Origin of the sequence: Arthrobacter sp. P2b (genome assembly GCF_900168295.1) — a bacterium.
GTDB lineage: Bacteria > Actinomycetota > Actinomycetes > Actinomycetales > Micrococcaceae > Arthrobacter.
Genome location: NZ_FVZL01000025.1, coordinates 12,341 through 31,250, shown reverse-complemented (window position 1 = coordinate 31,250; position 18,910 = coordinate 12,341). Strand labels below are relative to the sequence as shown.

General features: G+C 65.9%; 20 protein-coding genes. 11 read left to right on the top strand and 9 right to left on the bottom strand.

Annotated features, from left to right (window positions below):
- Positions 1–24 precede the first annotated feature (24 nt).
- The 3 genes from B5520_RS21220 to B5520_RS21210 form a co-directional block, all read right to left on the bottom strand.
- Complete coding sequence (locus B5520_RS21220) at positions 25–1,248, bottom strand: MFS transporter (protein WP_079599050.1); 1,224 nt, start codon at positions 1,246–1,248, stop codon at positions 25–27.
- A 105-nt stretch (positions 1,249–1,353) separates the two neighbouring features.
- The gene (locus B5520_RS21215) at positions 1,354–1,968 is read right to left on the bottom strand and encodes a TetR/AcrR family transcriptional regulator (protein ID WP_079599049.1); all 615 of its coding nucleotides are present in this window, start codon (positions 1,966–1,968) and stop codon (positions 1,354–1,356) included.
- 30 nt (positions 1,969–1,998) lie between these two features.
- Complete coding sequence (locus B5520_RS21210; RefSeq protein ID WP_079599048.1) at positions 1,999–2,709, bottom strand: alpha/beta fold hydrolase; 711 nt, start codon at positions 2,707–2,709, stop codon at positions 1,999–2,001.
- Between the two features lie 150 nt (positions 2,710–2,859).
- On the opposite strand from B5520_RS21210, the gene B5520_RS21205 reads away from it, so the two are divergent.
- The 3 genes from B5520_RS21205 to B5520_RS21195 all read left to right on the top strand — a co-directional run bounded on the left by B5520_RS21205 (position 2,860) and on the right by B5520_RS21195 (position 5,044).
- Positions 2,860–4,434, top strand: coding sequence for a sodium-dependent transporter (locus B5520_RS21205; protein ID WP_079599047.1), 1,575 nt, complete (start codon positions 2,860–2,862; stop codon positions 4,432–4,434).
- A complete protein-coding gene (locus B5520_RS21200; protein ID WP_079599046.1) occupies positions 4,431–4,568 on the top strand; it encodes a methionine/alanine import family NSS transporter small subunit in 138 nt (45 codons plus the stop codon). Before B5520_RS21205 ends, B5520_RS21200 begins: the two co-directional genes overlap by 4 nt.
- Positions 4,569–4,663: 95 nt before the next feature.
- Positions 4,664–5,044 (top strand): nuclear transport factor 2 family protein, encoded by a 381-nt coding sequence (locus B5520_RS21195; protein WP_254865663.1) that lies wholly within the window; start codon positions 4,664–4,666, stop codon positions 5,042–5,044.
- Between the two features lie 51 nt (positions 5,045–5,095).
- Here B5520_RS21195 and rsgA read toward each other — a convergent pair whose 3' ends face one another.
- Positions 5,096–6,256, bottom strand: coding sequence for a ribosome small subunit-dependent GTPase A (gene rsgA, locus B5520_RS21190; RefSeq protein WP_079599045.1), 1,161 nt, complete (start codon positions 6,254–6,256; stop codon positions 5,096–5,098).
- Between the two features lie 292 nt (positions 6,257–6,548).
- Positions 6,549–6,785: a zinc-ribbon domain-containing protein gene (locus B5520_RS21185; RefSeq protein ID WP_079599044.1), complete on the bottom strand. Its 237-nt coding sequence runs from the start codon at positions 6,783–6,785 to the stop codon at positions 6,549–6,551.
- A gap of 167 nt (positions 6,786–6,952) precedes the next feature.
- On the opposite strand from B5520_RS21185, the gene B5520_RS21180 reads away from it, so the two are divergent.
- A complete protein-coding gene (locus tag B5520_RS21180; protein WP_079599043.1) occupies positions 6,953–8,104 on the top strand; it encodes a GGDEF domain-containing protein in 1,152 nt (383 codons plus the stop codon).
- Between the two features lie 171 nt (positions 8,105–8,275).
- Positions 8,276–9,868, top strand: a complete 1,593-nt coding sequence (gene mptB, locus B5520_RS21175) for a polyprenol phosphomannose-dependent alpha 1,6 mannosyltransferase MptB (RefSeq protein ID WP_079599042.1) — start codon at positions 8,276–8,278, stop codon at positions 9,866–9,868.
- Here mptB and B5520_RS21170 read toward each other — a convergent pair whose 3' ends face one another.
- Positions 9,869–11,092 (bottom strand): glycosyltransferase 87 family protein, encoded by a 1,224-nt coding sequence (locus B5520_RS21170; RefSeq protein WP_176156947.1) that lies wholly within the window; start codon positions 11,090–11,092, stop codon positions 9,869–9,871.
- 61 nt (positions 11,093–11,153) lie between these two features.
- Positions 11,154–12,521, bottom strand: a complete 1,368-nt coding sequence (locus B5520_RS21165; protein ID WP_254865662.1) for a glycosyltransferase family 87 protein — start codon at positions 12,519–12,521, stop codon at positions 11,154–11,156.
- A 273-nt stretch (positions 12,522–12,794) separates the two neighbouring features.
- Between B5520_RS21165 and B5520_RS21160 the strand changes: the two genes are divergently transcribed.
- The gene (locus B5520_RS21160) at positions 12,795–13,004 is read left to right on the top strand and encodes a hypothetical protein (protein ID WP_079599040.1); all 210 of its coding nucleotides are present in this window, start codon (positions 12,795–12,797) and stop codon (positions 13,002–13,004) included.
- Positions 13,005–13,035: 31 nt separating this feature from the next.
- On the opposite strand, the gene B5520_RS21155 is transcribed toward B5520_RS21160, so the two are convergent.
- Both B5520_RS21155 and B5520_RS21150 read right to left on the bottom strand, forming a co-directional pair.
- Positions 13,036–13,284, bottom strand: a complete 249-nt coding sequence (locus B5520_RS21155) for a DUF3072 domain-containing protein (protein WP_079599039.1) — start codon at positions 13,282–13,284, stop codon at positions 13,036–13,038.
- Between the two features lie 104 nt (positions 13,285–13,388).
- Positions 13,389–14,183, bottom strand: a complete 795-nt coding sequence (locus B5520_RS21150; protein ID WP_079599038.1) for an IclR family transcriptional regulator — start codon at positions 14,181–14,183, stop codon at positions 13,389–13,391.
- 140 nt (positions 14,184–14,323) lie between these two features.
- Between B5520_RS21150 and B5520_RS21145 the strand changes: the two genes are divergently transcribed.
- Genes B5520_RS21145 through B5520_RS21125 form a run of 5 tightly spaced genes read left to right on the top strand, consistent with a single transcriptional unit; the run spans position 14,324 to position 18,848 of the window.
- A complete protein-coding gene (locus B5520_RS21145) occupies positions 14,324–14,827 on the top strand; it encodes a tripartite tricarboxylate transporter TctB family protein (protein ID WP_079599037.1) in 504 nt (167 codons plus the stop codon).
- 2 nt (positions 14,828–14,829) lie between these two features.
- Positions 14,830–16,332 (top strand): tripartite tricarboxylate transporter permease, encoded by a 1,503-nt coding sequence (locus B5520_RS21140; RefSeq protein ID WP_079599036.1) that lies wholly within the window; start codon positions 14,830–14,832, stop codon positions 16,330–16,332.
- A gap of 46 nt (positions 16,333–16,378) precedes the next feature.
- Positions 16,379–17,383, top strand: coding sequence for a tripartite tricarboxylate transporter substrate binding protein (locus B5520_RS21135; protein WP_079599035.1), 1,005 nt, complete (start codon positions 16,379–16,381; stop codon positions 17,381–17,383).
- A gap of 33 nt (positions 17,384–17,416) precedes the next feature.
- Positions 17,417–18,046 carry an RraA family protein gene (locus tag B5520_RS21130; protein WP_079599034.1) on the top strand — a complete coding sequence of 210 codons (630 nt, stop codon included), beginning with the start codon at positions 17,417–17,419 and terminating at the stop codon, positions 18,044–18,046.
- Positions 18,047–18,068: 22 nt separating this feature from the next.
- The gene (locus B5520_RS21125) at positions 18,069–18,848 is read left to right on the top strand and encodes an NAD(P)-dependent oxidoreductase (protein ID WP_079599033.1); all 780 of its coding nucleotides are present in this window, start codon (positions 18,069–18,071) and stop codon (positions 18,846–18,848) included.
- Positions 18,849–18,910: the final 62 nt, after the last annotated feature.

Sequence of the window (18,910 nt, the reverse complement as noted above, 5' to 3'; positions counted from 1 at the left end):
TTTCTTTCAGGAAGGGGCGGGTCATCAGGCGATGGCTGCTTTGTTGATGTCCGACGGCGGCGCGGCGGCGGCTTCTTCGGTCCGGACGGAGATCCGGGAGATGAGGAGCAGAGGAACCATCAGGACCAGGGTCATCCCGGCCAGGACATAGCCGAGGACGTCGTACCCTGCGGCAGTGGAAACGAAGGTTCCGAAGAATGGCGCGAAGGAGGATCCGATCAGGTAGACGCCGAGCACCGGCGCGGACCAGCGGCCGGAGGCGTCCAGGGCGGCGGCGGTTGCCACGATATAGATGAAGGCCAGGATGTAGATGGTGTTCCAGGCGATGATGACTGCGATGTACAGGTTGGGCTCCGTCACGGTTCCGGAAAGCATCTTGAGTGCGGCTCCGGCAATGAGTGCCACGGCCAGCGGTGCGGTCCGTCCGAGCCTGCGCCCGGCGAGTCCCACCAGCCCGGAGGCGAGCAGTCCGCCCAGGGTGGAGAGGCTCAGGACCAGGCCCATGCCGGTCTCGTCGAGCTGCGCCTGGTCGGCTCCCATGGTGGCCGCAACGGCCCACAGGGAGTCCTCGCTGAGTGCCCAGAGGGCGAAGCAGGCCAGCAGGCCGATGCCCACCAGGGTGGTGGGCTTTGAATTTTTGGCCGGTGCGGAGGCTGCCAGCGGCGCGGCGTCGGAACTGACGGGACGGTCCGGGAGCCAGGCGGTGGTGAAGAGGGCGGCCAGGGCGAGGCCCGCGAGCAGGCCGAAGGCGCTGCCCATGCCTGCGCCCAGCGCGGGAATGATGAACAGGACCACCGAAACGATGGCGCGGTTGGCAAAGCCGCTGATGCCGGAAGCGCGGTCAGGGTTGCGGAGGGCGCCGAGCGCGGCGCCGCCTGCCGAAACAGCGCCGCCCGCTCCAAGGCCGCCAATCAGGACGCCAGCGACGACGACGGGTACGGACGGGATGAACGCGACAGCGCCGAAGCCTGCCGCCGTCAGGACGAGTCCGGCGCGGGCCACGGTGTACCGCCCGTTCGCGGCAGCCCACTTGGAGGTGAGCAGGCAGGCGACGGCGCAGGCGAGCAGCGAGCCGGTCATCAGCGTGCCCGCCTCTGTATCGGAAAAGCCTAGTTCTCCGGTCAGGGCGACGATCATGACGGGCACCAGGTTGGCGGTCATGAAGCCAACAACACTGATGCCGAATACGGAAACCGCCCTGGTGGCGGTGAGGGGAACGCGCCCTGTGTGGTTATCGTCCGGGGACATGGGCTTCTCCTTGCTGGGATGGAGTGAAGGCCGTCACAAAATGAATGGCCTTCATTTATTATGAAGATGCCTGGCCGCCAGCACAAGGGTTTTTGTGAAAGCCTTTCAGAAACTTGCTTTTGTGACCGCCCTAATCCCGGCCAGCAGTGTCTCGAGTCCGAAGGAAAACGCGGTGTCCGAACGTTCCGCCGGGGACCCGAGGTCGGCAATGGCCCCGGACAGTGCCGGGAACTGCCCCGGCGGGGGAGACCAGACGACGTCCGGGGCAGTGAGTTCCAGCGCCGAACCAAGGACCAGGTAGTCCAGCGCGGTGATGGCGGGGACGATCGCAGGGGTTGCCAGGCCGGCCTTGCCCAGGACGATGGCCATGTCCTCGTAGATGCGCATTACACCGAGGTCCTGCACGGTCTGGGTCACGAGCAGCGGCACCAGCCGGGGGTGGTCCACCAGGCAGTCGCGGTATTTGTGGGCGAGGATCCGGAGCGCCTCGTCCCAGGGCAGGTACTGGGTATCGAGGGGGTCCCGGGCGGAAAAAACGCGTCCCCGCATCAGCTCGATGATGTGTTCGCGGTTGTCGATGTAGTTGTACAGGGACGCCTGGCTGACCCCGAGTTCCCTTGCCACTTTGGGAAAGCTGAAGTCGCCGGTGGCGTCCACCAGGGAGAGGGCGGCGCCAACGATGGCGTCGACGGAAAGGAGCGGGGATCGGGGGCGCGGCATATGGACTCCTCGGCAGGTGGTCCGTTCAATCTAGCTGGCCGTTGTCCGCTCCACCGCCGCCAGGATGGCCCGGGCCAGTTCCGAAGGCTTGGTGAACTGGGGCCAGTGGCCGGTTGGCAGGTCCACGTATTCCACATCGCGGACGCGGGCCAGTTCGGCAACAAACGGGTGGCCGGCCGCGATCCATTCCTGAAGCATGGCGGAGGGGAACTCGCACGCGATGATGGTGACCGGCACCTCGTAGCGGCGTTCGTCGTGGAGGTGCTGCTGGTCGTAGGCAACGCCTTTGGGCTGCGGAATGGCACGCGCCCGGAATGCGTCGCGGAGCCGGTCATCGAGGTCCACCAGGTCGGCGTCCTCGAACCCTTCCCACGACGGCAGCGGGACGTCGTCCCCGTCGGCCGGCAGTTCATCATTGATGACCCCGCCCTCGCCAAGGGGGCCGCTGTCCACGTAGATGGCCCGTTCCACCTTGTTTGGCCGGGCGTCCACCACGGCGTGGATGATGGCGCCGCCGCCCGAGTGTCCCACCAGGACCACCTTTCCCTCGATGGCGTCCACCGCAGCCGTGACGGCAACAACGTGCTGGTGAAGGCCGATCCCGGCACGGTCGGCGTCCACGCTTTCAAGCCCCGGCAGAGTCAGGGGATGCGTGCGGTGTCCTGCGGCCTCGAGCGCCGGCGTCACCTCCTCCCAGGAGGAAGCGTCCAACCAGAAGCCGGGAACCAGGATGATGTCCATGACGGAACCCTACTCCGGCCGGCCCAAGGCCGCCCACGGTCCATCGAATCCGGACTGCGGCAAAGCAGGGGTTCCGCGAGGTGGCGGGCAGCAGTAAAGTCCGGAAGTAGTCCGTGAACTCACCTCCAACGCCAGCTGAGAGAGCACCGCATGAGCACTTCCTCCCCGGCCAGCCCGGACACACCGGTCAAACGCGAAACCTTCTCCTCCCGCCGGCTCTTCATCCTGTCCGCTATCGGTTCCGCCGTGGGCCTCGGCAACATCTGGCGCTTCCCGTACATTGCCTACGACAACGGCGGCGGCGCGTTCCTGATCCCCTACCTGGTGGCGCTGTTGTCTGCCGGCATTCCGCTGCTCTTCCTGGACTACGCCGTTGGGCACAAATTCCGCGGTTCCGCCCCGCTGGCCTACCGGCGGCTACACCGTGCGGCGGAGCCGCTGGGCTGGTGGCAGGTGCTGGTCTGTTTCGTGATCGCGGCGTACTACGCGGTGATCATCGCGTGGGCACTGATGTACACCATCTTTTCTTTCACGGAGGCTTGGGGTGATGACGCCGAAGGCTTCTTCTTCGGCAACTTCCTGGCAGTCGCCGAGGCGCCGGGCCTCGGATTCGAGTTCGTCCCGTCAGTGTTCTTTCCGCTGCTGCTGATCTGGGCGGCGGTCATCCTCATCATGGTTGCCGGGATCCGCAAGGGCATTTCCCGTGCAAACGCCGTCCTGCTGCCGCTGCTGGTGGTGATGTTCGTCCTCCTGGTGATCCAGGCGCTGTTTCTTCCAGGGGCAGCCGAAGGCCTCAACGCTTTCTTCACTCCCGACTGGTCCGCGCTCGCCGACCCGGGAGTGTGGGCAGCAGCCTACGGGCACATCTTCTTCTCGCTCTCAGTGGGCTACGGGATCATGGTCACCTATTCGTCCTACCTGAAGCGCAGGACGGACCTCACCGGCTCAGGAATGGTGGTTGCGTTCTCCAATTCCGGATTCGAGATCCTGGCAGGCATCGGTGTCTTTGCCGCCCTTGGTTTTATGGCCCAGGCGGCGGGGACCGGAGTGAACGACGTGGTCACCCAGGGAATCGGCCTGGCCTTCGTCGCCTTCCCCACTATCGTGTCGCAGGCGCCCTTTGGAGCGGTCATGGGCGTGCTGTTCTTCGGATCACTGGTCTTCGCGGGAATCACGTCCCTGATTTCCGTGCTCGAAGTCATCGTGGCCGCCGTGCAGGACAAGCTCGGCTGGGGCCGGGTCAAGGCCTCCCTGGTGGTCAGCATCCTGGTGGCCGCCGTTTCGCTGGCATTCTTTCCGACCTCGACCGGCCTGTACCTGCTGGACACCTCCGACGCGTTCGTCAACAGCTTCGGGATCACCCTCGGCGCCTTGGTCACAGTAGTGGTGCTTGCCTGGTTCCTGCGCAAGCTCCCGCTGCTGTCCGCCCACCTGAACCGGATCTCCACTGTCAAGATGCGCGGGACGTGGATGGTGCTGGTGGCAGCTGTTGTGCCCCTGGCGTTGATCTACATGGTGGCTAACGAGTTCATCAGCAAGATCTCCACCACCTACGAGGGGTATCCGGAGTGGTTTGTGGGCGTGTTTGGCTGGGGTATGTCCGGGGCGCTTGTGCTGGTGGCGCTGGTGCTGACCTTCATCCCCTGGAGCCGCAGGTCCAAGGCGCATGACGATCCCGAGTATGACGCCCTGGTGGAGGAAGACGCAAAGGAGGCAGCGCTGTGACACCCATCGCCATCACCATGATGATCATTGCGATCGTGACCGTCTGGGGCGGGCTCGCACTGGCGCTGCTCAACCTGAAGCGGCACCCGGAGGACGAGGGTGCCCTGCCGGAAGAGCCGGCACGGGAACTTTAGACCACCCTGGCGGACATGGCCCGTGGTGCAGGGCAGGCGTGAAGAGGACAATGCAACGCATCAGTTGAAAATCCTCCAGGAATCAGGTCCAGGCCGTGGCAGAAACAAGCTTCAATGAGAACGTGGTCAATCGGCTGATTGCATGCCTCAATAACCGCCACGTTGAGGTCATGGACGAGCTGTTCCATGACGATGCGGTGATGCACTGGCCGCAGTCCGGGGAAGTTGTTCGGGGCGCGGAGAACCGCAGGGGAATCTACAACGCCTTCCCGCAGTTGCCCACCATCACGCCGCGGCGGATGCTCAGTGGTGGAAACCTGGTGATCGCCGAAGCGCTGCTGGATTACGGCGGACCGCAGTACGAGACGGTGTTCATCTTTGAATTTCGCGACGGCCGCATTGCCAGGGAAACGGCGTACTGGAGTGAGGCCTTCGAGGCGCCTGAATGGCGGTCCCAGTGGGTTGAAAAGGCGTAGCAGGGACCGCAGTCCGCGGCGCCCTGCAGTCCGCAGGGCGCCGCGGAGCGGTCAGCGCCGTTTCCGGTCCTTGCCGCCGGAGCGTTCCTGCCGTTCGGCCATGCCGCGCTCGGCCCAGCGCTGCGACTTCCCGGCCGCCACCACCTTCTGGTGCCACTCCCGCTGGTAGGCGCGCTGGGCTGCCACATCGCTCCGCCGGGCGAGGGCTGCCAATTCCCGTTGCAGCTTGAGGTAGCTGTGCCAGCGCCGATCGGTAAGCCTCCCGTCCGCGATGGCGTCCCGGACTGCGCAGCCCGGTTCGCCCTGGTGGGAGCAGTCCGCGAACCGGCAGTTCGCGGCCAGGTCCTCCACATCCGCGAACATCTCGCCCAGGCCGTCCTCGGCGTCGAACAGCCCGAAGCCCCGCACCCCCGGGGTGTCCATGAGGACCGTGCCGTTGGGCAGCGGCACCAGTTCCCGGGACGTGGTGGTGTGCTTGCCCTTGAAGTCACCGGAGCGCACCGCACCCGTGTGCTGGACCTCGTGCCCCACCATCGCGTTGATGAGTGTCGACTTGCCCGCCCCCGAAGGGCCCAGGAGCACGATGGTCCCGCCGGGCGGGATGTGGCCCAGCAGTTCGTCGATGCCGTCGCCGCTTTCCGCCGAGGTGGTGACCACCTCCACGCCCGCGGCCTGCAGGATGACTTTCCCGACGACGTCGTCCGCCACCTCGGCGAGGTCCGCCTTGGTGATGATCACCAGGGGAGTGGCGCCGGAGTCCCACGCGGCAACGAGGGTCCGCTCCAGCCGGTTGTGCGTGAGCGGCCGGTCCACCGGCACCACCACGCCCACCATGTCCATGTTGGCGGCCAGTACTTGCGCGGCGGAGGAGTCCTCAAACGCCCGCTTGCGGCTGAGCTCAGACCGGCGGGGCAGGACGCCCAGGACCTGGCGCTCCCCGGCGCGGTTGGGCCCGATCCACACCCAGTCGCCGGTCACGGCAGCCTCGCCGGTCAGCGGGTAGGGCAGGTGCAGGAGTTCGCCGTCCACGGCCACCAGCAGCAGGTTCCGGTCTACCCGGACCACGCGCCCCCGGCCGCTCGCTTCCGGCATGGGGTGGGCATCAAAATGGTGGGCCACCGCGGCTGTGTACCCGTAGCCGGACGGTCCTTCAGTGCGTAAAGGATTGTTGGTTGTGGTGCTGTCCAGGGCGTTGCCTGAAGAAGTATTCACTGTGGTTACCTCGGGAAGGTCCCCGATGCACCAGGAAGCTCTGGCGGAACCAGGCTGAGGAACGCCGCCGGGAAATTGTCAGGCGGGGCCGGTGCAGTCGAGGGAAATGGTCTGGTTGATGGGTGCAGGGCGCTCGCGGCGCGCGGCAATCGCAGTCATCAAAACCACCTCCATTCCCTCGGGGTCCCGTACTCTGCCAAGCCACGGCAGGGGGACGGGACCTACTCTAGCCGCGGCCTCCGCCGGGGGCCAGACCCCCGGGAAGAAAAGCCGGATCCAGTGCGCGCGGTTGTCAGCCCTGCAGCTCCAGTGCCCTCTTCTGGCGGGCGGAAATGGATGAGACGTACCCGCAGTTGCTGCAGGTGATGAGGTACTTCCGGGACGTGGTGAGCACCGGAATGAAGAACAGGGTGAACTTGGTGGCCCGCTCTTCAAGGTGGTGGTGGACGAACGAGCGGCAGTACTGGCAGCTCGCTGCCTTGCCCTGAAGTGCTTTCTGTACCGTCTTGAAGCCAAAGAGAAGGAACATGGCCGGCCTTTCGGGTAGTCCGTATGCTGATGGTACGCATGCTTATGAACCACCCTAGGTGGTCCGTCGCGTATTTCTCATGGTGCGGGTTCTGCTGCTGCCTGGGGGAGTGCGGTGCGATACTGGGGGGCAGGCAGCATTTCGGGCGTTTGGGGGACTTCGGAAACATGGCTCTGGACACGGCGACCCTCCGGATCGCATTCGGCCTGATGGCGCTGGTGCTGGTTGTCCTCTTCTACTTTTCCGCCTACCGGGTCACGCGCTCGCCGTACAGCGGCTGGTGGTGCCTGGCGCTGGTGTTTTTCTTGGCCGGCTCAGGATTTTTCCTGCTCGACGGCACTCCCCACCAGATCTGGGCCAACCCGCTCGGGAACGTGCTGCTGGTGCACGGCGGCGTGGCGGTCTGGTCAGGCGCCCGCTCGCTGCGAACGGTGCCGCCGCCGAAGTGGGCGTTTACGGGCATCCCCTTGGTCACGCTGATTGCCTCCGTCCTGGACAACCCGGCCACCAACACGTGGTCCGGCGGCCCGGTGTTCCTGGCCGCCATGACCCTTTCCATCGGCCTGGCGTCGCGGGAGCTGTGGCGTCTTGAACCCGGCTATTCACGCGTCAGGGTTCCCATGGCGGTGGCGGCTGGCGGGTTGGCTGTCTTTTACTTCTTCCGCTGGCTGGTTTTCCTGGCGGAAGGCCAGCACGGGCCCACCTTCGTGACAGTTTTCGGTTCCGCGGTGACCACCCTGGTGACCATGGTCCTGCTGGTGGTGGTTTCCTTCAGCATGGCCGCCCTGAGCAGCGAACAGCAGACCCGTGCCCTCCGGGTGGTGGCGTCCCGTGACGACCTGACCGGGCTGCTCAACCGGAAAGCCTTCCTGGACCTCGCTGCCGAGCAGCTGACGGACCATGACATCACCAAGGGCTCCGGGGCGCTGATCCTGGCCGACCTTGACCACTTCAAAGTGGTCAACGATACCTACGGGCATGCCGCCGGGGACTTTGCCCTGCGGTCCTTCGCGGACGCCTGCACCGCCACCGTCCGGTCCACGGACCTGGTGGGGCGGTACGGCGGGGAAGAGTTCGTCCTCCTTGTCCCGGGGGCCAGCGCGGAACGGGCCGAATTGATCGCCGAGGAAATCAGCCGGCGCCTGGCGTCGGCCCCCACGGTGGACGGGATAGAGATGCCCACCGCCAGTTACGGGATCTCCCTCTACGATTCCCGCACCCCCGACGTGGAGGAGCTCATCGCCTCGGCCGACGCCGCTCTGTACAGGGCCAAGTCACTGGGCAGGAACCGGACTGCCCGCAGCGACCGGCTGACGTAACCGGCCACCACCCTCCCGCAGCCGGCCGGACCCCGTTGTCAAACTGTGGCCTGCAAGGGGGATATGGACCGGGGCTGCACGAGAGGCGGCTGATAAAATGGCCGGGTTGCAGGGCGGCCTTCATGCTGGTCCAACCAGCGCCGTATTCGAAGTAGGGGACCAGACGACATCATGACGGCAGGCGGGTCACACCTCGGGACTTCGGAGAGCAGGCCTGGCGCGCCCGTCAAGGCCTCCGGCCCGGCAAAAGGCCACGCCTACCTCGCCACCATTGAGGGTTTTGTTGGCTCCCTCATGATGTTTGTCGGTTCCATCGGAACCGGCTGGATAGCCAACGGTTCACCCATGATCCGCCAGCCGGTGGTCATCGCGCTCCGCACCGAAGGCTGGGGCGTCACCGTCTCCACCATCCTGCTGACCGTTGGCGCCATGGTTCTGATGCGGTCCTGGCTGCGGCTGGGGCAACGGCTTGCGGACTGGGGAAAAAATTCGCTGCGTTCCGTGGTGATCGCCATCTCTGCCTGGTCCCTGCCACTGCTCTTCTGCGTGCCAGTGTTCTCCCGGGACGTGTACGCGTACACGGGGCAGGGCCGGCTGGTGATGGAGGGCCAGAATCCCTACGAGGTGGGCATCTCCACGCTCAACAACTGGTTTGCCCTCGGTGCCGATCCGGCCTGGGCGGAAAACCGGACGCCGTACGGCCCGTACTTCCTGTGGCTGGCACGCGGCGTGGTGGGGCTGACCGGAGCCCAGCCGGACGTGTCCGTCCTGCTCTTCCGCCTGCTGGCCGGCGTCGGCGTGCTGCTGTGCGTTATCTACGTGCCCAAGCTTGCGGAGCTGCACGGCATCAATGGCGCGCGGGCGCTGTGGATCGCCGTTGCCAATCCGTTGTTCCTGATCAGCTTCATCGCCAGCGCCCACAACGATGCCCTGATGGTGGGCCTCGCCGTGGCCGGCGCCTACTTCGCCGCCACGCGCCGCTACCTGCTGGGCATCCTCCTGGTCACCGCGTCCATCGGCATCAAGCCGATCACCGTGCTGCTGCTGCCGTTCATCGGGGTGATGTGGGCAGGTGCCTCCGCGTCGTGGCCGCGCAAGTTCCTGATGTGGGGCGCGACGGCGGGCATCAGCTTCGGCGTGCTGCTCCTGAGCGGTATCCCCTACAACCTGGGGATCGGCTGGACCTGGGCCATCATGGACCCCACCCCCGGCTACACAGGCTATTCGCCCTCAGGCTTCCTCGGCCAACAGGTGGAAATGCTCGCCAACGCGCTGGGCCTCCCGGGCGGAACACTCGCCACCTGGCTGCGGACCGGCATGAAGTGGGCCGCCATCGCGCTGGTGCTGCTGCTGATGTTCCGCGGCGACTATTCACGGGCGGTGCGCCGGATGGCGCTGGCGTTCACCGCCGTCGTGATGCTCTCGCCCATAATCCAGCCCTGGTACATCCTGTGGTTCCTGCCGTTCCTGGCCGTTACCGGGATCCGGGACGACTGGCAGATCCGGTCCCTGTACGTGGGCGTCACGTTCTTTGTGGTGTTCGGCGCGCAGGACCAGCTCTCCGTGTGGTCCTTCGTGGAGCTGCCCATTGATGCGTCGTCCCTGGCGTTCGTGACGGCCCTTGCCTTCACGTTCTACCTTCTATTCCTCGATGTGCATACACGGAAGCTGCTGATCGAGGGCAGGCCGCTGGACCTGGCGAAGCGCGGCTGGCGCTGGGTCCTGGAGCGGCGGCACGGCCTGCAGAACGCGGGCAACCGCTAGCTACGCACCCGCGGTCACCGGCGACGGCGTCTTCCGGCCGAGCTCGGCCGTCCGCTTCACGGACCACCAGAGCAGCACCACCAGGAGCACGTTTCGGGTGGTCAGGATGGCCGCCATCACGGGGTGCGCATGGATGAGCGGCGTGTAGAACAGCGGATAGATCACGAAGGTGGTCATGGCGATGCCCATCAGCAGGGCTGCCGGCACCTTCCAGCGCTCCCAGTCGTGCGTGAGGCCAGCAATGATCACCGGCGCAAGCCAGATGATGAACTGCGGCGAGCCCACCTTGTTGAAGACGATGAACGCGGTGACCATCATGAGGGAACCCTCAAGGAACAGTTCCTCACGTTCGGCGCCGCGCTTCATGGCGCGGACCAGCAGGATGGCGGCCCCCACTGCGGCGAGGATGAGCAGCGGCTGCATCAGGAACGCCGCTGTGCCGGCTCCCGGGCCGTACACCTCCGTGGAGTTGATGGCCGTGTTGTCCGCCATTTTGGAGCCGGCAAGGTTGAAGACGCTCAGCCAGACCCACGGCGTGGAGAAGGTGGCCTCCAGCTGCATGCCGCGCTCGCCTTGGTTGGTGAGGAAGTCCATGATGTGGGGCAGGCCGCCGGAAAGCCAGGTCCCCAGGGCCACGACGGCCGTGACGGCGACGCCGGACAGGACAACCTGGATCCGTTTGTGGCTGGCGATCACGATGGGTGCCAGCACGGCCGCCGGCCAGACCTTGATCCACGTGGCCATGCTCAGCAGGATGCCCGCCACCACGGGCCGCTCCGCCGCGTAGAGCAGCGCGATCAGCACGATGGGGGCGGTGATGCCTTCCACGCGGGCGAAGCTGAGGTAGCCCATAAAAACGGTGAAAAAGAGCCACCACCAGGCCGGAGCGATTCCGCTGGCCTTCCGCCGTCCGCGGGTGAGGTAGGAAAGCCCGACGGCGTTGAGGGCTGCGATGAGCAGGAACCAGACCAGGAGGTAGAGGCTTGGCCCTGCGATGTTCGCGAGGAAGATGGGGATCTGCGCCAGGACGGGGTAGACCCAGGGGCTGATTTTGCCGTCGAGGTCCGCGGGGTTGTAGCCGTCCATGGCCCACTGGCGGTACTGCTCGGTGTCGCTGAAAGTATCGCCGTGCAGGAAGAAGGACGCCATCCAGCCCAGGAAGTAGAGATGGACGACGGCGAAGCCCCACCACACGCTGGAAGGGCGGGCGAACCAGTCCACCACCTTTGCGGGAAGGACCCTGCTGCGGATGCTGACCAGGCGGTCAAAGAACCTCGTGGAAATGTCAGGACTCCTTGAGCGCGGGGGTTGCCGCCGGTGTCTTCTTGCCCAGCGAATACAGCCGGCGGACGCTCCAGAGGAACAGGACCACCAGGAGGACGTTCCTGATGGTCAGCACCAGGGCCATCCACGGGTTGTTGTGGCTAAGGGCGTCGTAGAACAGCGGGTAGATGAAGTACGTTGCGACGGCGATGACGATCAGCATGGCGGCCGGGACGCGCCACTCCCGCCAGCTGTGCGCCAGTCCGACCGCGACGGCGGGGGCGAGCCACACCATGAACTGCGGGGAGCCCACCTTGTTGAAGACCACAAATGCCGTGGCAAGCGTGAGGGCGCCGGCCAGGAGGAGTTCGGTGCGGTCCACGCCGCCGCTGGCTTTTCCGTTATGCAGGGCCCAGAACGTCAGGCCGGCCACCAGGAGTGCGGCGAGGACCAGGAGGGGCTGCATGAGGACGGACATCACCGCGGTACCGGGGCCGTCCACCTGCATGGAGTTGATGTCCGTGTTCATGTACATCCGCGAATCACCGATGTTCAGGACGGACAGCCAAAGCCACGGGGTGGTGAAGGTGGCTTCGAGCTGCATGCCGCGGTCACCCTGCTGGGTGAGGAAGTTCAGCAGCTTGGGGACACTGCCCACCGCCGCGGCAAGCGCAACGACGCCCGCCGTCGTCGCGATTCCTGCCAGCACCACCTGGAGCCTGTTCTTCAGCACGGCGAACAGGGCCAGCATCACGGCGGCCGGCCAGACCTTCACCCAGGTGCCGATGGCCAGCAGGACGGACGCGATGAAGGGACGGTGCACGCCGTAGGCGAGGGCCACCAGCACCAGCGGGGCGGTGAGGCCGTCCACCCGGGCGAAACCCAGCCAGCCCATCATGAAGGTGAAGACAAGCCACCACCAGCCAGCGGGGATGGCCTCTTTGGTGCGGCCGCGTTCGGTCAGTTTGAGCAAGGCCCAGCCGTTGAGGAGGCTGGTCATCAGGACCCAGAGGAAGAAGAACGGTCCGGGCCCGGCGATGCCGGCGATGGCCATGGGGATGAGCGCGAGGATGGGGTAGACCCAGGGGCTGGGGCCGCCGGTGAGGTTGGCGTCGTCGAAGCCGGCCATGGCCCAGTCGCGGTAGATGAAGGTATCGCTGAACGCCTCACCGCGGAGGGAGTGCGAGGCGGCGAAGACCAGGAAAACAAGGTGCACCACGATGAACCCGCCCAGGAGGCCGCGGCCGGTGTTCAGCCGGTCGCGTACCGGTGCCGGGAGGATGACGTTGCGGATCCGGGTGAGATTGCCGAAGAAAGCGTCGGTGGAAATGGCGGAATCCTTGTCAGGTCGTTGCACAGACAGGTCGTTGCGCAGTGGTGCACGGGTCATGCCGGGAGGCTTCTCCGGGGCATTGGAGGCGTTTAAAAACAGCTTCCACTCCCCATCAACTCTAAGTGACCACCCCTCGGGGCCCGTAATTGCTGTGCCCGCTGACAGGAGCGCACGCCGCTGACCTGCGCTTCTTTATTACTTGATTTTTCAAGTTGCTGGCGGGGCCATGCTAGGGCATTATGAACTGGGCAGTAAGATGCCCTGCCGCGTCGGTAGCTTGGGGGAGCGGAACGGCGTTTGTCCCACCCCTAAAACACTAAGGCTAGACCCATGACCGCCAATTTTCCTCTGACCTTGACCGTCGCAGACCGCGCAAGCATGGACAGCGAGCTCGACGCCGCTGTCACCGCCGCCAAGGCCCACGCCCTCGCTGAGAAGCGCCACGGCATCCTTGTAACGCGGCACGGCGCGGACAAGTTCACGGTGGCCCTGAGCGAGACGGTCCCCTTCGGCCTGACGCGCGAACACCAGGCCTGGTAGCCACCTTTTCCTTGAGACGGGTCCGGCGCTGCTAGCTGCCGGGCCCGTTTCCGGTTACACGGCCGCTGCGCTGCTGCAGCCTGTCGATGTGCTTGGACGCTTCCGCTTTGCTGAGGTCCGCCGGGAGCTCTTCCCCGGCCTCCCGCGCCAGGGTGTCCAGGTAGCTCCGCTGCGCCGCGGTCATGGGTTCATCTCCCGTCACCCAATCTTCCGGGTCCCGGTTGAGGCCTGCGTCCGGTTCAGGCGTAGAGCTGCCGATGGTTTCCTTGTTTTCGCTCATGCCAGAAAGTCTAGGCTGGGCCTCCGACAGTTTGAACGCCCGGCTGCGCGGAAACCACCATCGAGACGCTTTCAGCAGGCGTTCGGTGCCCATGATCTTGCCGCTCAGTACACCGAACCCTCGAGCAGCTCGGAAAGCCGGCTTGCGGCACGCCGCAGTTCCGGAACTCCGGCCTTCAGTGTTGCTTCGCTGGCTGCCTCGACGGGACTGGTCAGCGAAATCGACTCGCTCGGGGGCCGCCCTGTCCTGTTGGGCACGGCAACCGCCACCGAGAGCACTCCCGTGGCGCGCTCATCAGCGGAGTACGCGTACTCGGCCCCGGGCTCCGGCAGCCTTGAGCGAAGCTCGGCTGCCGTGAGGTCCGGGTCCTCCTGGCCTGCCGCAACAGCCGCCCGTACCACCTGCTGAAGCTCGTCATCGGACAATAAAGCCAGCAGGATCTTGCCCGCGGCCCCCAGTGTGAGGGGCAGGCGCTTGCCCAGCGGAAGGTCATAACGCAGGGGCGCTTCGCCATCCACGCGTGCCACCAGGATGCGCTCGAAACCCAGCCGCGTGTACAGCGACGCCGTCAGTCCGGTCTGCGAGGCAACCTGCTGCAGGATGGGACGGGCCGCGACCACGAGTGGATCGTTTTCCAGGAAACTCCTCGCGGCCGGCAGCACGGCCGGCCCAATCCGGTAGGACTTGTCCGTCTGGCTGACCATGCCGAAATCCTGAAGCACGCGCAGGATTCTCAGGGTTGTCGGGAGGCTCATGCCGCAGGTCTTGGCAAGATCACTGAGGCGCTGCGGGCGCTCGGCCCGCTGGAGTTCCGCGAAAACCTCCAGGGCCCTGGAGAGGGAGCGCATGTTGGAGGCCTTGGGGCCCTCCTCAGCCGCGGGTTCCGTTGATGTCGTCATCGCCATTCTTTCATTCTATGTAAGTTCCTTGCGCTTGACAGCAGGTGTGTCTGCTGTCACTATTTCTCTGTACGCAATATAGTTTCATTCTGTGAAATACCGCAACGCGGAGTGAAAGCACGCACAGTGAGAAGGAATCCATGACAACGGAGTCAGTCACAGCCAAACCCGAAAGCCCTGCCCGGGTGGCACCGTCTGTGCTGGCCGGCATCGGCGCGTTCGCCGCCGTCGGCGTCTACGTCCTGGTCAGTTCGATTGAGCTCGGCCTGTGGACGTCGCTGGGCCCCGGCCCGGGCCTGTTCCCCTTCGCCATGGGCGCCGTCCTTGCCGCGATGTCCGTCGTCTGGCTGCTCCAGGAGCTCCGGCGGCCGAGCGAAACGGCCGAAGGCGTGGACCGCGCACTGGTCATTGCCGTCGTCGTGAGCCTCGTGATCCTCGCGGCCGTGATGGACCTGCTCGGCTTCCAGCTGAGCATGTTCCTCTTCCTGATGTACCACCTGAAGCTGCGCGGCGGCAGGGCCTGGCCTTCCTCCCTGATCACCTCACTCGCCGGCAGCGTGGGCGCCTTCTACGCCTTCAACTACGGCCTCAACGTGGCACTGCCCGTCTCAGCCTTCCCCCTGCTGAACACGATCGGACTCTGAACGTGGATATCTTCAACGAACTTATGGGCGGCTTTGCGGCCGCCATGACCTGGCAGAACCTGCTCTTCGCCTTCCTCGGCTGCCTCCTGGGCACGATCATCGGCGTCCTGCCCGGCATCGGCCCGGTAGCCGGCGTCGCGCTGCTCATCCCCCTCACCCTGAACCTGGACGCCACCGGAGCGATCATCATGCTCTGCGCCATCTTCTACGGCACGGCCTACGGGGGAACCATCACCAGCGTCCTGCTGAACACCCCCGGTGAGGCTGCCTCTGCCATTACCACCATCGACGGCTACGCCATGACCAGGATCGGCAAGGCCGGCGCCGCACTGACCATCGCCGCCGTCGGATCCTTCGTGGGCGGCACCATCGCCACCCTGGGCCTGGTGGCGGCCGCCAAACCGCTGGGAGAACTGGGTCTGCTCGTAGGCCCGCCCGAGTTCTTCGCGCTGATGGTGGTGGGCATCTCCCTGCTCGTGGCCCTCGCCGGCAAATCCATGGTCAAGGCCGTCATTTCCGGCGCGCTCGGCCTGCTGATCGCCATGGTGGGAATCGACCCCGTGGCCGGCGCGCCCCGGTTCACCTTCGGCATGGACCGGCTCCTGGACGGCGTCAGCTTCGTCGCCGTGATCGTGGGTGTCTTCGGCCTGTCCGAACTGCTGTCCTACCGCAAGGGCAGCGCCACCCCCAACGTGCACGCCCCCAACCTGCGTTCCCTGCTTCCCACCGGCAAGGAATGGCGCCGCAGTGCCCCGGCCATGGCCCGCGGCACCGGCATCGGCTTTGGCCTGGGACTCATCCCGGGCATGACCGGCTCCGTGTCATCCCTGCTCTCCTACGGTGCCGAGAAGAAGTTTTCCCGCTACCGCAACGAACTCGGCAAGGGCGCCATCGAAGGCGTCGCCGGTCCGGAAACGGCCAACAACTCCCACGCCAACGCCGCCCTGATCCCGCTGTTCACCCTGGGCATCCCGGCGTCACCCACCATCGCGGTGCTGATGGGAGCCTTCCTCCAGCAGGGCCTCACCCCGGGACCCACCCTCTTCACCGAACACTCCGACATCGCGTGGGCCATCATCGCCAGCCTCTTCATCGGCAACCTGCTCCTGCTGGTCCTGAATGTTCCCCTGGTGGGACTGTGGACCTCCATCCTCCGGGTTCCCACCACCATCCTCACCGCCCTGATCCTGCTCTTTATGGTCATCGGCGCGTACACCATCAACTTCAGCGTCTTCGATGTCTTCGTCATGATCGGGTTCGGACTCCTGGGCCTGGCCCTCCGGCATCTGGACATCCCGCTGGCTCCCATGGTGCTGACCCTGGTGCTCGGCCCCCTGATGGAACGCTCGCTGCGCGAATCCCTCGAAATCTCCCAGGGCGACTTCAGCATCTTCACCAGCCGTCCCATTTCAGCAGTCCTGATCGGCCTTGGACTGCTGATCATCTTCAGCCCGCTCCTCAAGCTCCGCAAGCCGAAGGCGCTCAACGAAGATCCCGAAACCTAAACCACCCCGCACTTACCCCCAACACCCGCTTCGAAGGAGAAGAACCATGAAAACCCGTCCGCGTATCGCCGCCGCCCTCGCGGCTGCATCCCTGATCGCCCTGACCGGCTGCGGCGCCAATGCCGGAGCCACCAATGCCTCCGCCAGCGACTTCCCAAGGAAGGGCAAGACGATCGAGCTGGTCGTGGCCTTCTCCTCCGGCGGTGCCGTGGACACGGCCGCCAGGCTCATCCAGCCCATCCTGGAAAAGGAACTCGGCACGAACGTCGAGGTCATCAACAAGCCCGGAGCCGGCGGCCAGATTGGCTACACCCAGCTGACCAGCGCTGCACCCGACGGCTACACCATCGGTGCCACCGGTTCCCCGTCCGTCGTCGTTTCGCCCCTGGACCCTGCCCGCGGCGCCAAGTACACCCGCGACAGCTTCCAGCCCCTCGCCCGCCAGGTCATCGACCCCACCGTCATCGCAGTCCAGCCGGACAGCCCCTACACAACGCTGAAGGAACTCCTGGACGCCGCCAAGGCAAACCCCAAGTCCATGACCGCCAGCACCACCGGGCTCCAGACCGGTGAACACTTCGCCATGGCGCAGATCCAGGAAGCCACCGGTGCCGAGTTCGCCCCCGTGCACTTCTCCGAAGGCGCTTCCCAGGCCACCACTGCATTCCTGGGCAAGCACGTGGACATCCTCGTGGCCAACGTCAGCGACGTGGTTGACCTGACCAAGCAGGGAAAGGCCCGCGTCCTGGGCGTCATGTCCGCCGAAAAAGCACCCTCGCTGCCGGACGTTCCCACGTTCAAGGAAGCCGGCTACGACCTCATTGCAGGCACCGCCCGCGGCTACTCAGCACCTGCCGGACTGCCTGACGAGGTGGCGGAGAAGCTTGAAACAGCAATCCAGAAGGCCATCGAAGACCCTGCCGTGGTGCAGAAGATGAACGACCTTGGCCTGCAGACCAGCTACCTCTCCGGCGAGGACTACAAGCAGTTCTGGGCCGGACAGGAAGAGGACTTCAAGAAGGTCCTGCCGCTGGTCCAGAAGACCGACTGACCCTCCCGCAATCACCGGACGGAAGAAACCATCATGACAACCCCAGCCCTTGACACCATCGACGCCGACTTCCCCCGCCCTGACCGGGACGTGGTGGACCGCCTTGCCAAGCTTCCGGCCGCCAACATTGGTGACGCCATGGACCGGCTCGGCGTTGCGGACTCCGGCATCCAGGCCATCTGGCCGGGTGCCGTCCTGGCCGGTCCCGCCTTCACAGTGTGGACCCGGCCCGGCGACAACCAGGGCATCCACAAGGCATTGGAGCTGGCCCGGCCCGGAGACGTCATTGTGGTCGCCGGGGGCGGCGACGCCTCCCGCGCCCTGCTCGGCGAACTCATCGGCGAGCGGGCCATCAACCTGGGCATCGCCGGCTTCGCGCTGGACGGAGCAGCGCGCGACGCCGAGGCGCTGGGTGAGATCGGCATGCCCGTCTTCGCCCGGGCTACTTCCCCCGCCGGCCCCTACAAGAACGGCCCCTTCCGCCTGGGGACGCCCCTCGCCTTCGGCGGTGTCCCCGTGCTGCCGGGCGATGTGATTGTCGGCGACTCCGACGGCGTCGTAGTGGTTCCCCGGGACCAGGCGGCCGCCGTCGCAGAGGCTGCAGAAGCAGTTTTCGCCGACGAAACCAACCGCCGGCAAGCCATCGTGGCAGCCCGGTCCTAGAGCAAGAAAGACAGAGAGAACCATGACAGCGGTAACCGTTATCGGCCTCGGCGAAGCCGGCGCCACCTACGCCGCGGCACTCCACGCCGCAGGCCATGACGTCACGGGCTTTGACCCTGTTGCGCCCGCCACCCCTGCCGGCGTCGCCCGCGCAGCAACAGCAGCCGAAGCCTGCACCGGGGCCGGCATCGTCCTGGTGATGACCGGCGCCGCCGCGGCGCGCAGCGTGGCCGAGGAGTGCCTTCCGGTCCTGGATGCAGGCAGCTGCTACGCGGACTTCACCTCGTCCTCGCCCGGCGTCATGCAGGAGCTCGGACAGCTGCCCGGCAAAGCCGACTTTGCCGACGTCGCCATCCTGGGTCCCGTCTCCGCGCTGGGGGAGAAGACGCCCCTCATGGTCAGCGGGCCCGGAGCCCAGGCAGTGGCGGACCTCCTCTCCCCGCTGGGCGTCGCCGTCGAGATTGCCGAGGGTGAGCCCGGCGCGGCCATGGCGCACAAGCTCCTGCGCAGTGTCCTGATGAAGGGCCTTGCGTCGGTGGTGGTGGAGGCCGTGACAGCGGGCCGCGCCGCAGGACTGGAAGAGTGGATCCGTGCCCAGATCGCCAGCCAGCTGGCCGGCGACGGCCAGGCCGTCATCGACAGGTTCCTCACCGGCACTGCCAAGCACGCGGTGCGCCGGTCCAAGGAAATGCAGGACACCGCCAGCTACCTGGCGGACCTGGGAGTGCCGGCAGAGATGACCGCGGCCTCCGCCGCTGCGCTGGCACGGATAGCCCACGAAACGGCACCAGCCTTGCGCTGACCGCAGAGTCGGGCAGAATCAGGAACGGGTATTACGTGAACCACCACCTAACCGGCGTCCCG

Coding starts and splice junctions, on each gene's coding strand:
- B5520_RS21220 (WP_079599050.1), bottom strand. CDS start 1,248: ATGTCCCCGGACGATAACCACACAGGGCGCGTTCCCCTCACCGCCACC.
- B5520_RS21215 (WP_079599049.1), bottom strand. CDS start 1,968: ATGCCGCGCCCCCGATCCCCGCTCCTTTCCGTCGACGCCATCGTTGGC.
- B5520_RS21210 (WP_079599048.1), bottom strand. CDS start 2,709: ATGGACATCATCCTGGTTCCCGGCTTCTGGTTGGACGCTTCCTCCTGG.
- B5520_RS21205 (WP_079599047.1), top strand. CDS start 2,860: ATGAGCACTTCCTCCCCGGCCAGCCCGGACACACCGGTCAAACGCGAA.
- B5520_RS21185 (WP_079599044.1), bottom strand. CDS start 6,785: ATGTTCCTTCTCTTTGGCTTCAAGACGGTACAGAAAGCACTTCAGGGC.
- B5520_RS21180 (WP_079599043.1), top strand. CDS start 6,953: ATGGCTCTGGACACGGCGACCCTCCGGATCGCATTCGGCCTGATGGCG.
- mptB (WP_079599042.1), top strand. CDS start 8,276: ATGACGGCAGGCGGGTCACACCTCGGGACTTCGGAGAGCAGGCCTGGC.
- B5520_RS21165 (WP_254865662.1), bottom strand. CDS start 12,521: ATGACCCGTGCACCACTGCGCAACGACCTGTCTGTGCAACGACCTGAC.
- B5520_RS21160 (WP_079599040.1), top strand. CDS start 12,795: ATGACCGCCAATTTTCCTCTGACCTTGACCGTCGCAGACCGCGCAAGC.
- B5520_RS21155 (WP_079599039.1), bottom strand. CDS start 13,284: ATGAGCGAAAACAAGGAAACCATCGGCAGCTCTACGCCTGAACCGGAC.
- B5520_RS21150 (WP_079599038.1), bottom strand. CDS start 14,183: ATGACGACATCAACGGAACCCGCGGCTGAGGAGGGCCCCAAGGCCTCC.
- B5520_RS21145 (WP_079599037.1), top strand. CDS start 14,324: ATGACAACGGAGTCAGTCACAGCCAAACCCGAAAGCCCTGCCCGGGTG.
- B5520_RS21135 (WP_079599035.1), top strand. CDS start 16,379: ATGAAAACCCGTCCGCGTATCGCCGCCGCCCTCGCGGCTGCATCCCTG.
- B5520_RS21130 (WP_079599034.1), top strand. CDS start 17,417: ATGACAACCCCAGCCCTTGACACCATCGACGCCGACTTCCCCCGCCCT.
- B5520_RS21125 (WP_079599033.1), top strand. CDS start 18,069: ATGACAGCGGTAACCGTTATCGGCCTCGGCGAAGCCGGCGCCACCTAC.